This is a genomic window from Pseudomonas sp. MWU12-2319 (assembly GCF_023242525.1).
In the GTDB taxonomy this organism is placed as follows: Bacteria; Pseudomonadota; Gammaproteobacteria; order Pseudomonadales; family Pseudomonadaceae; genus Aquipseudomonas; species Aquipseudomonas gingeri_D.
In genome coordinates, this window is sequence record NZ_JALJES010000027.1 from 1 (window position 1) to 12,242 (window position 12,242).

Here is a 12,242-nt window from a genome sequence, read left to right on the forward strand (position 1 = left end):
ACAAGAGCTTGTACAGATTTTCTGTCGTGTCGGTGGCAAACCACTTCGCCAGTTTTTCAGTGGTCTGCAGCATGGCCGCGGGGATGGTGTTCTTGATGCCTCGTGGCCAACGATCGACTAGGACTTGGAAGCTGGTCTCACTCCCCTTGGAGCTGATCTTTCCAACCAGACGCGAAGATACGGCGAGATTGAGCCCTTGTAGGGTGGTAGCCGCATGGGCGGACACCCTTCGCTGCAGATCAATTTTCAACACCGGGGTCTCCCTGAGCACTGCACCCAGGGTGGAGCGGCTAGTGCGCGGGCTCAACGCATCGCGTGAGCGCTGATTCCACACAAAGGGCAGCACCAGCATCAGTTTCGGTAGATCCGGGGTTTGCCCAAGCCCTGCCTCTTGGTATTCGACTATGAAGTGCGTCAGAAGAAAGCAGGCCAATGACGAGTTGTGGATCAATTGATGATCCAGATACACCTCACTCATGACTCATCCTCCGAGGTCGGTGCGTCACGGTGCCAATGGATGGGCGAATGTGTTCCATCGGCGTTGGCCATCCTGTGATAGGTGCCGCTGAACAGGTACTGAGCCGTGGAGTTCACCCGTCCAACCTTCATGGGAAAGGTTTCTGGAAATAAGGTTTTGGTCATCACAGATTTGTAATCAGCCGTGCCGTAGTCATCCAGCGACGTCATGTTGTCCAACTGGTGGCGGTCGTTGATCGCCTCCCAACGGTCACTGAGCACACGCTCAGCCAGATCAAAGTCCTTGGACAGAACTCCACCTGACTCCAGAAGGCGGATGCGCTCAGAGTAGGCGGCACAGTAGAAGCCGAATTGCTTCATCAGCAGGTTTTTCGGCACGTTGATTTTGGTGAGTTGCTCCACGAAAAGCATGTCCGCGGGGTCGATCTTCTCGGCCCACTCTGCGAACTCGGTTTTCTCGAAGGGCAGAGGTTCCCAAGGGCCATTCATGAACGCTTCAACGAGCGCTTGACGCTTGTTGTAGTAAGGCTGAGCGGTCGTCCAGAAAGGCTTTCGGGCTACCCAGGTCTCTTGGCAATGGTCGAACAGGAAACCGACCAGACCATGGTAGATGTCCTCAGCATTCGCTACCGCATCCTCGGGGAGGTGGAGGGACGCGATCACCCGCTGCTTCATCTGAGCATTGAGCTGGCCGTCCTCAATGGACATGTGCTCGATCAGAAATGCCAAGTCGGCGTCCGAGTACGCGATGACATCCCGAGCGATCTCGCCAGGCTTGCCTGTCATTCCGGCGGCATGCGTTCGAAGCGCAACGACCGCGTCTGCCACATCTTGCTTTGAAAGGGCATCAGAGAGCCGCATGGCCAGCGTGCCTTTCTTAAGCACGCGGTTCGTGACGAGGAGGAATTGCAACTCCTCATGCTCCTTCCGGGCAGCCGCTAACCCGTTCAACCAGATGCGGAGTGTCTTCCACAGGTTTTTACTGCTGTCTTGCAGTGGGTTTTTGCGAGGCTGAACAGAGAGCTTCGCTTGTTCTGACACACGCCGAGAACCTGTCGCTGTCTGGCTGATCTCTTCAACATCATCAGCCGTTTCAATGCCAAACCTAGTCTGCGCATTGGGTGCCGTGAAGATACGGTACAGCGCGCGTTCATACTGGTAGCCATACCCCGCTGCGCTGGGGCTAGCATCTGGATCTTTCATCCTTCTATCTCTCAGTCCATACCCGTGTAACGGCGGGGCCGTGCCCCCATTCCTCTTTCCATGGCGCAACGGGTTAAGGAATGTACCGGCGAAGATGTCATTTGGCCATAACTTTGAGGATTCTCGATGGGCGGATGTGACACGGAATGACCCCATCGGCAACGGAATTCCGTTCACCCAGACCTACCAGCATTCCGTCTCGGATGTGACCGGTGTGGTGTTGTTTCTGGTGGTTACTTACCCCGTCAGTCATCAGTTGGGATTGGAAGGACTTCACGGTCAGGAAAAATCCCAGCTCCAGCTCCAGCTCCAGCTCCAGCGCGAGGGGGAGGGTGACGCAGGGAGGCCTTCTTCTCATCGGATTGGCACTTCTAGCAAGCGATTTCTCAGAGGTCTGACAGAACACGGGGGCGGAGCTCATCCTGGACGGCGTTCCACTCTTCGATCGAGATCAGCACTGCGCTCCTTTGCTGACCATCGATAAAAACCGGTTTACGCGTCATGATTACCTTCTCTAGCAACTCATCGAAATTTCTCGTTGCCCGAGCAACTGTCCAGCGTTCATCAGCTGCCATGCAGTTCCACTCCCCCAGAACATTCAATCCTCAGATTGGAGACGTTCACCGGAACGAAGCAACTCAAGAAAACTCCGTCGCCCGCCTCCACGTTTGAAGCTACCAACGAGGTAATTTCCTTCTCGTGTCTCAAGAAGCCAAAAGAACCTGAGAGCTGTCCAACTCCTGCTTGGTCATACGAAGCTTGAAAGCACCGTCAGATACCTGGGAATCGAGGTCGATGATGCCCTGGAAATGGCGGAACAGACGGAAGTCTGACCATCTATAGCGACGGTCGATGCTAGACCGTCGCTATCCGACCCATAGCCGACACACATTGCTGCGAAGCAGATACCGCCTTTTTGTGCCCCAGCATGTCTTGCCCGTGCCATCTCTCTCGTAATCGGTTAAGTAAAATTCTCTGTGGAAGCCTCAGGCTAGAGGCTACAAAACGTCCCCACGCTTCTAATGCTTATAAGCCTTTCAGCTGAGCTGGGGTTAAATGACGCCGCGCTGGTGGCCCTGACCCTCGCAGAAACCGAGCGCGGTACAGATCCAGAAGCCTTAAAGGCCTTGTCTGAGGAACTGGATGACCTCACTGCCTCCGCCAGAGACCAGCATCCATAGGGTCGTGAGCGTGGTTAAAGCAAGCCTTGAATCCCGAGCCGCCGTTCGTGTGCGGGTCACGACACAGATCTAGTTTCGAGAACGCTCAATTCCAAAGTGCTATCATCCTCACTCGGTCAACGGAGTTGCGATGCGAGGGATGGCATGCAGGATCATGAGTACTCGGTAATTGGGCATCGCCGAAGCACCATCGGGCGCTACCTAGGGATGCTAGCCACGATAGTTGTCTCCTTTCTCCCGGCTATTGGGATCGGGCTATCCGATCTGATGGCGCAGTTGGGCTTGCCAGACTGGAGTAAGTATTTTCTGGTGATTCCAATCACCGCAAGCCTGACTTATACAGCTCTTCACTGGTTCTTCAATAAGTACGGCTGGCGGCCGTTGAGCTTCTTGGCTCAAGTTCCCAATATTGCTGGAGATTGGGGCTGCGTCGGCCAGACACTTAATGATGATGGAACCGTCACTCAAGATTGGAAGGGTGATGTAACCATATCTCAAACTTGGGAAAAAATTCGAGTCAGGTTAGAAACCAGGTCATCCGTTTCTCATAGCCTGTCGGTAGCATTGATTCCTGAGCCTGATGGCTGCTGGATGTTGATGTACAGTTATTATAATAAGCCTAAGCCCGGCAATGCGCATCTCAATGCCCATCAGGGGTACAGTGAAATGAGATTTTCTAAAGGCCTCAAAATTTCTACTGGGGATTATTTCACTGCTAAAGGGCGTGGCACCGCTGGCATCATGACATTTACAAGGAAATAGATAATGGCAAAGGATGTTAATCGTAGGCTTGCTGACCTGAAATCTCGGCGTCGTGGCAGCAGTAGCACGGTTGTGATGGATAGTGCTTATGCAACGGCGAGTAATCGTTCAGAAAAATTTGAGACCCGCTCGATCAAGCAGTGGGCGAAGTACGCGCTGGGAATCATGCAGGAGGTTGATCCAACCTACACCAGAAACTCTGTTGCTGAAGGCGAGAGGGTTAAAAGCCAGATATCCAACAGGATCGACCGAGATATAAAATTTGAATATCAGGGTTCTGTCCCGCTAAACGTCCACATTAGAGGCGTTAGCGACATCGACATTTTGGTGCTGTTAGGTCAATATTTGACTATAGATGCTCAGGGCGTCAGGGCTAACACTACAGCTTATTCAGATTGGGTTGGCCCTAGCGGCATCGATCAGCTTGCTGCTCTGCGGAAGGCGCTTGAGGTGGCATTAAAAGCTGCCTATCCAGCTGCCGATGTTGATATCACCAAAGATAAGGCGATAGCTCTGTCTGGAGGAAGCCTAGCGCGAAGCGTGGATGTGGTGCCTTCACATTGGCATGACTCAGCTACCTATCAGGCTAGCCAAAATAAGCGAGATCGCGAAGTTAAGATCTATCAGAAAAACACTCATAATACATTTCTGAATAGACCATTTCTTCATATTGATAAAATAAACGAGAAAGAAACATGCACGCGCGGTGGAGCTAAGAAGATTATTCGTATGCTCAAAAATCTGAAAGCAGACAGTGATAATCCTACAGCTATTCTGATAAATAGCTATGAAATTGCAGGGTTGGTGTACCACTTCGAAAGCAGCCCTATGTCGGTTCCGGCGTACAACGAGTTAGCTTTGGTTGCGGTGGCAAAGCAGCAATTGACTCGGCTCATCGACAGCAAATTGTGGACAATGGGCTTAAACACCCCAGATGGAATCCGCAAGATCATTGACTCGGAAGCTAAGTTTAACTCAATCAAGCTGCTGCGGGATGAAGTCAGTGAGCTAGGGAAAAATCTTGCAATCGAACTGACATCGCGCTACTGGATTGATGATTTGGAAACACTCAAGGCGCTACGTGAATCTTATATTGCCGAATAGTAGGGTATCGGGGTGGTGCGAGGATGAGCGATGTAAAGTTCGCTTTAGAACTGGAGTTGATATTTCATAAGTCTGATGACTTGTCATTTCAGAGCTTCTTCAATGAGCTTATGAGAATGGCTGTGCCAGGCTTCTGTCCTGTGAGACAGCAAAGAGATGGGGGCAATGACGGGTTTGTCGGAGCGACCGGAACATTTTACCAGGTGTATTCGCCGCAAAGGATCACTGACGCTACTCTTAAAGCCGCCTCACTAAAGCTTGTCAATGACTTCGATAAGCTGGCAGCGAGCTGGCACTATTTAATAAAGCTAAAGAAGTATGTTTTTGTTCTGAACGACAAATATCAGGGTGCCGATGCCGAAGTTATCCGTCGAGTGGCGAAGTTGGGGCGGGATCGTAATGTTGATGCAGAGTTTCTGACTTTAGGTGGGCTCGAAGATTTATTCTATAAGCTAGAGGATGGTCAACAGCGGCGTCTAATTAATAGATATAGTATTGGCAGAACTCACTCGTCGGCGATAAAAGTTGCAGCGCAGGCTGTGTCAGAAAATCTCTCCATCGAGAAATGGACGGAGATGGATGAGCAAATATCTTATGGGGCTTTGGATGTAATAGATTTAAAAGCCATCGCGATCTTAGTGTCAAAGCTCTTTTCGATGAACTTCCTAGATGATGAGTCCGTGGTGATTAAGAATCTTGTTGCTCGGCTAAATGAGCTTGTGAACGTTTTTCATGATGAGGGTACATTTGAGCAAAATGGTGAAAGGTGTTGGAATAGCACTTGGAAGAGAACTTACCCTAATCCAATGGCGGTTTTTTTTGATCAGCAGCTGGAAGTTTGGCAGAAGAAGGTCTCAGATAGCTGTTATAACGCGTGTGCTGCGCTGAGTGAGTTCGCGACCTATATTAGGAAGCGACACTTTCCTGATTTTTTGGATTATTGCAGCTATAGCATGTTAAGAAGGGAAGCCGGTTCGATAGATGTGTACAACCAATTCATCCCTGGCTCGGGTGAGTAGCAGAATTGCAGAGGGGGATATCTACCAGTTGCAGGTTAATTTGGAACTGTGTTTGGTTGCAGCTCTAGCGGCGGCTAGAATTGCTTTGAAAGTAGAACCGGTATAAAAAGCAGCGATCTCGCTCGCTGAGAGATCCTCACTGGGCAGACACATCTCGATACATGTACCAGATGCATTCGGCTGCATGCGACGTAATGCCGACGCACATCAAGCAGCAGCGAAAGGAATCTTATCAACGATGCATAAAAGCGCGACTGTGCAGCGCTGGCATACGGGTTGTGCTTCGTTCAGCCATGGGACTACTATCGGCATGCCAATTAGCTACTACTCAAGGAAAGCGACATGCCTAAGGAAACACTATTCGAGGTTGGGGATCTGGTGAGGATTAAATCTGGCGGCCCAGTGATGACAGTCCGAGGCGCCTACGGCAGCGATAGTAAAAATTTTGAGTGTCAGTGGTTCGCAGGCAAGAAACTGGAGATGGGCCGCTTCCCCGGCGAATCGCTAGTGCCGGTTGAGGACGAGCCGAAGTGACTACTGATGCCGAGTCAGTTTCTGGCTGGATGTTGGCACAAATCGAAAAGGGCGGGTGCCTTTACCAAGACGACGTTGTCGACCATATAGTCAGGGCCAACGCTGAGGTACTGCTGCGCGAAAATACTGAAGGCAACCTCGTGCTGGGCACCGCTGTGCTGAACGCCTTCAAGAAGCTGACACTCGACTTTGTTGTATGGGTCGGACCAGATAAGTACTGGCGGTGGCGGGTTGCTGAGGATGAGCCGGGACGCAACGCACGCGGCTGAGTCCATAATTGGGCACCGAGCATGGCGCCCAATGCTCTTCGCCAGGTTTCTTTAATTTCAAGGCCTAGCTATCGTCGCTCAAAGGCTTCTTCCGACCCATGGAGGTCATCCCACTGAAGTCATCAGACAGGTATCGATACCTATGTAAGCTCGAATTGCGCCGGTCACGATGAACCGGGGGTCAAGGGTGGTGGAGTCTGTACTCCTGGCTCAAACCACCATAGCCGTAGGCACTGGCACGGCAGTCGATCACATGGATGTTTGAGTGAGGGTGAACATTGCCTATTTCTTTGGCCAGCAATTCGAAAGCCTCATGGTGGTAGCGCGCTTTCTGGGCCTTGGTATTGGTTTCATCCGTGATAGTGACTTCCAGGCGGAACGAGTTGCGTCCTTGTTCGGCCAGCGAGCGGCTGTCGATAAACCACTGTTCATGAGGCAGGAACTGCACCATCACCAGGGTCTGTTCCGGTCGCTTTTCCAGTAATTCACAGGTCAGAGTGGTGATCTTGGGGACGATGCTGTGGACCAGTTCAAGGTTCGGCTCGCCAGAAATCTTGAGTGTTATACCGGGCATGTTGAGCTCCTTTGCGGGTAATGAATGTCCAGCGCAGAGTAAGAAGTTGCGTTGCTGCTGAAAAGCCGGAAGATATGCATCTATCTATCGGGAAAACAGCAGGATGAGCATGCGCCCCTTTGACCTTGATCTCTTGCGATCTTTTACCGTTGCCATGGAATCCGGCAGCCTATCGGAGGCCGCGCCGCGACTGTGTCGGTCGCAATCAGCGTTGAGCGAACAATTGCGCAAGCTCGAAGCGTTCACCGGGGTAACGCTGCTGGAACGGGGGAAAAAGGGCGTGCGGCCTACGCCGGCCGGGGAGCGCCTGATGGTGCATGCACGAGAACTGCTGGCCTTGAGTGATCGCGCCCTTGAAGACGTGCGCGGAGTGACGTTTGCCGGCGAATTGAGATTGGCGATCACCGACTACTTTTTGCCTGGCTCGATTGCCGAGTTGTTGAAGCAACTGCGCCTGAACTATCCACGCCTTCGACTGCATGTGTCGGTGCGAAAGAGTCTGCAAATAGAAAGCGGGGCAGATACGGGTGACTTCGATATCGGCCTTTCAATGCGCATACTCGATGGCCGAAGCCTTCCCGAGGGCATCCCGGTGCGTCGGGAAGCATTGCATTGGGTATCTGCTTCGGGGTTTGAGCCGAGGAATGAAGAAGATAACGCGTTGCCACTTTTGGTGCTGCCACAGGGATGCAGCCTCCAACGCCTCACCCGAGAGACGCTGGAGGCACACAACGTGCCGTATGTGATTGCCCATTCCGCGTCCGGAGTGGCAGGGCTGCAATCAGCACTGATGGCAGGGCTGGGCGTCGCTTGCCTGAATACCTCGGCGGTGCCGATGGGCGCAGAGATTTGCCGGCCAGCCTTCCCGTTACCGCCTTTGCCCGACGTTGAGTTCAGCCTGTTACCTGCGCGTGCTGGCGAGGCTCATTTGGTCGGCGCTGTGCGGGAAATGCTTGCCAGCAAATTGGGCGGATGAGTGACACATCTCTGAAGTGAAAGCGCCGGGTTTGGGGCTCAATGGTGGTGGTCATGAAGGTTGAGCGAGAAATTGCATCTAATGGCCGGCGGCGCGATTGCTGAGTTGGACTCCAAATCCGCGAATTGACACTCCTCTGACGCATCCTTGTTCGCGGGCTTTTTAGTCTGGGCGTGCGTATCCCTGGTACGGTTTTTCCAGGCTTTGTACGAAATAGATTCCTAACCGCTGGCGCGGCGCTCAAAGCCGGCCAAGATTTATATCTAGTGGCGCGGTGGCTGCATAAAAACATGTCACAAGCAGCGCAGCTACAACTACCCAGCGAAAGCCTTTAATTGCTGCGATGGATTGCCGGTATTTTTTCCAATAAAGCCACGTCCAGTGCGCGACCACCGCAAGATACGGTAAGCCAACTCCCAACCACATCAGCCTTTGCCAGTCGGTTGTCTTCCACAACACCATCGACAAAATGGCAACGAGACTGCCGGCGATACCCAGCCAGGTATTCCGGCCAACCCGGACCTGCGCATCTCTGAAGTGTTTGAACAGACGAACCAGCCCGAGCAACCCCCACCACAGGAACAACGGGATGAGCAACAGTATCAATAGTGACACTGAGCCTAAGGCAAATAGTGCAATTAGGGGAACGTAGCGGAAGGAAAAATAAGTATAAATGCACATCATCGGAAAGATGACGCAGTAGAGCTCCAGCTGTACCAGCCTGGGGTGAAAGCGGAGAAATCGATCCATGTACGCTTCCCTTGAAGTCAAAGTTGCCCGCTGAGAGGGCCAGCGCAGCCTAGTGGCATTGACTACACGGAGCAACCAGGTGGCCTCTTGCTGGGCATGAATTCAACTCGTCATTCAGCGTCTGTTCAGTGATATTGGTGCTTTGGAATGGGATAGGCGACCGAATTGAAGTTCATTCTGAGCTATGAGCGAAGCTTTCTTCGCCCTGTGTTTGAGTGACTCCTGAGCGACCAGCTTTGGCCGATTGCTGTCTGTGGTGATCGGTGCGCCATCTCAGATATCAATAAGTGGCCTAGAGGCTTGTCTGCCAGACGGTGAAACCCGAGAATGCAGATTGAGCTGATTTGGAGCAACAACCAGCATGCTTTACCCAAAGAGATTGAGTCCGCAGTTTTCCGGCGCGCTGAGAACATTTAGCTTCTGGATCGCGAACGGCACAGTAGGGCTTCCGCTACTTGAGGGTGTTGACTACCGGGTATGCATGACGGAGGAGCCGAGCATGCTGGAGACCGCGTACGCAATTTTTGTCAATGTTCTAGAACTTGACGAGTACGGGGCTCCGACAAACGCCAAATACGCAGAATTTCGAGCCGCGCAATACATTCGCGAATATTGTGATCCCTCCTACAAAGCCTCGCCTGCGTTCGAAGCATGGGAGCAGGAACTCTATGATCCGCCTGACAGGTCCGATCCAAAGCCATGGCCGCCTGGCGCTGCCTAGGTCAAATAGTTCCGGTGAAAAGGTGGCGGATTTATTTTTTGCCCTGGACATCAGCTTTTGGTTGAAGTCCCCCTGTGGTGAGGCTGCGGTTAGCCGAGGTCGGATTCTGCGTAAAATAAATATGTCCCACGTTTCCCTATGCCGAGGAGCAGGGCGGGCCAGGAAGGGGGTGGGTTGATGATCTGACTAGAGGTTTGGGACGGGCACAGATGGATGAGAAAAAATCAGTACTCGGCGGGAAATATATCTTGCTGTCAGTGATTCTTGGGATTGTTTTTGCGGGCTTTTTCTTGCGTAAGCAATATGATCCCCTGACGATGTCCATAGACCATTTTCGCCAGGTTGTAGCGGTGGGGGGAAGTGTAGGTCTGATAGCAAAGCTTATTTCAACTAGCGGTTTTGCGGGCATAAGAAAGATCGCCAGTGTCTTGATGGGGGCTGCTTGTTCTACTATTGGCATGACGTGGGTAATGCTTTTCTATATAGCAAAAGGGTAGGAGCGTCTGTTTTGGGAAGTGCGGTTGGATTTTTCAGAACCGTACTTGCTGACAATGGCATCGTTAAAACTTCGTTGAGTGATGCCAACTGATCAACGACAAAGCACTCAGTCTCTCAGGCTTTTTGCCCTGTGCTGCTTGGGAGTCTTAACGATCAGTCAATGTCTAAAGGGGGGGGATTTGTTATTTTTCTGAATTCTGCAGGCTCCCCAATGATGCCGTTCTTGTCTTCAGATGCGGTTCGCCCATGCCATATGAGAGACGCCGCTACCGGATGCGTGAACGAAGATAGAGCCCCCCTACGCACGTGCTGCTAAGCTCTCGGGTGGCCAAACGGCATTATGGAAGCAATGAACCTCAGTGATGCGTGTAGTGGTCAACTGATCCCGCCCCCAAGAAGGAACTAGCATGACAGACCGCCATATCTACAACCAATCGGATGCAAGCTGGACATTTGAAATCGTGACCGATGGCAGTGCAGGTAATCAATTTGGTAACGTTTGGTTCTCCGGCGACGGCTCGGGTCAGTCTCAAAACGGGCCATGGATTTTACCACCGAACGCTACGGCGCAAATCCAGTACACGTCCGACGAAGGCGTGATTAAGGGAACCTGGAGAATTACGGACCACCTTGGACAAAGCAGGATATTTGACTACAGCAACGACCAGAATTTTCCAGTTCCACCGACAGGGAACTGCCCGTACATCAGCCACGACGGTAATACTGGCGCAGTGAGCGTCAACGACCCGGCCGACGCTGATCTGTCTGTTGGCGGTTCAAATTGGTAAGACGTTCCAAATAAACCAGTTCTGCCAGGCTGCTCGCATGGCAGTCCATCCCTGAGTGACCGCCAGAACCTCAGATCAGGAACGTGAAATTCCGCATCTGACGGCGTCTGGCACATCCGGTCCCAATTTTCCGCGTCAGATACACAGGTCGCCTGATCGAGAGCTACGCTAATGCCTACTGAGGCCCGGTCCATCCAAATCAGCAGTGGCGCACGAACATGGTTTTCTCTTTACTGATGGCGTTGGTATTAGCGTTCCTGATCGGCTGGGTTTCGCAGCGAATGGGTATGTGTCTTGTCAAAGCGTGCGAACAATTGCTGGCTGGTCGCCCGACGTTGTTTGTGGCACTGACATCGTGTGGATTGTTCGGGTTGATGCTGGCCCCGCTCTATCGTTTCTCTGAGGTCAGCCTGCCGCTGTACTCGCCTGGTATTTCCTATCCTTTACTGATTGCGGGAGGCTTGTTGTTCGGGGTGGCATCGGTACTGAACAACGGTTGCAGCGTCGGCACACTGACCAGATTTGCCAGCGGCAATTTCAATAAACTGTTCACGATGATCGGCTGGGTGCTGGGGATCGTGCTCTGGTATTACCTGCGCATGATGCCCGAACAGAAAACCCTTCTGATGCCGGAAATTTCCAGCCGTCATTACTGGCTGTTGATCGGTGTAGTGGCGCTGGTGCTGATATTTTTGGTCGCCGTGCATGGTAATAAACACCTGGTGCTCTCCAGTATGCTGCTCGGTGCATTGACGAGTGCGCTCTATACGTTCGAGCCGTTATGGACACCTAGTGTGTTCTTTTACAACGTTTCGCAGATGTTCTGGCAAGCCGATATGGCAATCAGCGCCCGGCGTATTGCGGTGTTTGTTATGTTACTGGCAGGCATGCTGAGTTTTACCCTGTACAGGAATACGTTCCGTTTCGAGGCCTTTGCCCCATCAAAGGCGGGTGTTCATTTGTTGGCAGGTATTTTGATGGGGATTGGGGCTTCGATGATGCTCGGCGGTAACGACTCGCAAATACTGTTGGTGTTTCCAACACTGGGTGTTGCTTCAAGCATACCACTGGTGTCGATTGCCACGGGCATTCTGATGTCATTGTGGTGCAAAAAGACGTGGTACAAGCTGAACTCGTTAACACCAACCACTTGAAACTTTCTACTGGGATTTGGGAAATTCATTATTTTAAAAACTGCAGAATTTAAGTCACTGCGGCGACGCCGCGTAAATCACTCAATTTCATACCAACAGCACATGCTCGACTGATGGCCAAGGCCTAACAGCGCCGCTGGCTGGCAACTACCCGAATTGGGTGGGCAGGTTCGATCTGGACAGGACGTTTCATAGGCCACTGTTAGTTGCGTACGGTGAGTGGGCGGGGGAG

The 12,242-nt window shown here is 52.1% G+C and carries 14 protein-coding genes and 1 pseudogene; 10 read left to right on the top strand and 5 right to left on the bottom strand.

Going from position 1 to position 12,242, the window contains the following annotated elements; genetic code table 11:
- The 3 genes from M5C01_RS29915 to M5C01_RS29925 all read right to left on the bottom strand — a co-directional run.
- The coding region (locus M5C01_RS29915) for a three component ABC system middle component (protein WP_248764440.1) at positions 1-478 on the bottom strand (478 nt) is incomplete at its 3' end.
- On the bottom strand, positions 475-1,680 hold the full coding sequence (locus M5C01_RS29920) for an ABC-three component system protein (RefSeq protein ID WP_152742039.1): 1,206 nt from the start codon (positions 1,678-1,680) through the stop codon (positions 475-477). The genes M5C01_RS29920 and M5C01_RS29915, both read right to left, overlap by 4 nt.
- Before the next feature lie 386 nt (positions 1,681-2,066).
- Positions 2,067-2,255, bottom strand: coding sequence for a hypothetical protein (locus tag M5C01_RS29925; protein WP_152742038.1), 189 nt, complete (start codon positions 2,253-2,255; stop codon positions 2,067-2,069).
- A gap of 141 nt (positions 2,256-2,396) precedes the next feature.
- Between M5C01_RS29925 and M5C01_RS29930 the strand changes: the two are divergent.
- The 6 genes and pseudogenes from M5C01_RS29930 to M5C01_RS29955 all read left to right on the top strand — a co-directional run.
- Positions 2,397-2,513, top strand: a pseudogene (locus M5C01_RS29930) (integrase); the annotation flags it as partial.
- Positions 2,514-3,005: 492 nt separating this feature from the next.
- Complete coding sequence (locus M5C01_RS29935; RefSeq protein ID WP_152742037.1) at positions 3,006-3,623, top strand: hypothetical protein; 618 nt, start codon at positions 3,006-3,008, stop codon at positions 3,621-3,623.
- A 3-nt stretch (positions 3,624-3,626) separates the two neighbouring features.
- The gene (locus M5C01_RS29940) at positions 3,627-4,727 is read left to right on the top strand and encodes a hypothetical protein (RefSeq protein WP_248764441.1); all 1,101 of its coding nucleotides are present in this window, start codon (positions 3,627-3,629) and stop codon (positions 4,725-4,727) included.
- A 23-nt stretch (positions 4,728-4,750) separates the two neighbouring features.
- On the top strand, positions 4,751-5,746 hold the full coding sequence (locus tag M5C01_RS29945) for a hypothetical protein (protein WP_152742036.1): 996 nt from the start codon (positions 4,751-4,753) through the stop codon (positions 5,744-5,746).
- Between the two features lie 342 nt (positions 5,747-6,088).
- On the top strand, positions 6,089-6,280 hold the full coding sequence (locus tag M5C01_RS29950; RefSeq protein ID WP_152742035.1) for a DUF2158 domain-containing protein: 192 nt from the start codon (positions 6,089-6,091) through the stop codon (positions 6,278-6,280).
- Positions 6,277-6,549 (top strand): hypothetical protein, encoded by a 273-nt coding sequence (locus tag M5C01_RS29955; RefSeq protein WP_248764442.1) that lies wholly within the window; start codon positions 6,277-6,279, stop codon positions 6,547-6,549. Before M5C01_RS29950 ends, M5C01_RS29955 begins: the two co-directional genes overlap by 4 nt.
- 181 nt (positions 6,550-6,730) lie before the next feature.
- Here M5C01_RS29955 and M5C01_RS29960 read toward each other — a convergent pair whose 3' ends face one another.
- On the bottom strand, positions 6,731-7,123 hold the full coding sequence (locus tag M5C01_RS29960) for a 4-oxalocrotonate tautomerase (RefSeq protein WP_152742034.1): 393 nt from the start codon (positions 7,121-7,123) through the stop codon (positions 6,731-6,733).
- A gap of 103 nt (positions 7,124-7,226) precedes the next feature.
- Between M5C01_RS29960 and M5C01_RS29965 the strand changes: the two genes are divergently transcribed.
- Positions 7,227-8,099, top strand: coding sequence for a LysR family transcriptional regulator (locus tag M5C01_RS29965; protein WP_248764443.1), 873 nt, complete (start codon positions 7,227-7,229; stop codon positions 8,097-8,099).
- Positions 8,100-8,339: 240 nt separating this feature from the next.
- Here M5C01_RS29965 and M5C01_RS29970 read toward each other — a convergent pair whose 3' ends face one another.
- The gene (locus M5C01_RS29970) at positions 8,340-8,849 is read right to left on the bottom strand and encodes a hypothetical protein (RefSeq protein ID WP_152742033.1); all 510 of its coding nucleotides are present in this window, start codon (positions 8,847-8,849) and stop codon (positions 8,340-8,342) included.
- A gap of 930 nt (positions 8,850-9,779) precedes the next feature.
- Here M5C01_RS29970 and M5C01_RS29975 point away from each other — a divergent pair.
- From M5C01_RS29975 to M5C01_RS29985, 3 genes are all read left to right on the top strand, one after another.
- Positions 9,780-10,067, top strand: coding sequence for a hypothetical protein (locus tag M5C01_RS29975; protein ID WP_152742031.1), 288 nt, complete (start codon positions 9,780-9,782; stop codon positions 10,065-10,067).
- A 408-nt stretch (positions 10,068-10,475) separates the two neighbouring features.
- The gene (locus tag M5C01_RS29980) at positions 10,476-10,856 is read left to right on the top strand and encodes a hypothetical protein (protein ID WP_152742030.1); all 381 of its coding nucleotides are present in this window, start codon (positions 10,476-10,478) and stop codon (positions 10,854-10,856) included.
- Between the two features lie 218 nt (positions 10,857-11,074).
- Positions 11,075-12,010: a YeeE/YedE thiosulfate transporter family protein gene (locus M5C01_RS29985; protein WP_152742029.1), complete on the top strand. Its 936-nt coding sequence runs from the start codon at positions 11,075-11,077 to the stop codon at positions 12,008-12,010.
- The last annotated feature ends 232 nt before the right edge of the window (positions 12,011-12,242 follow it).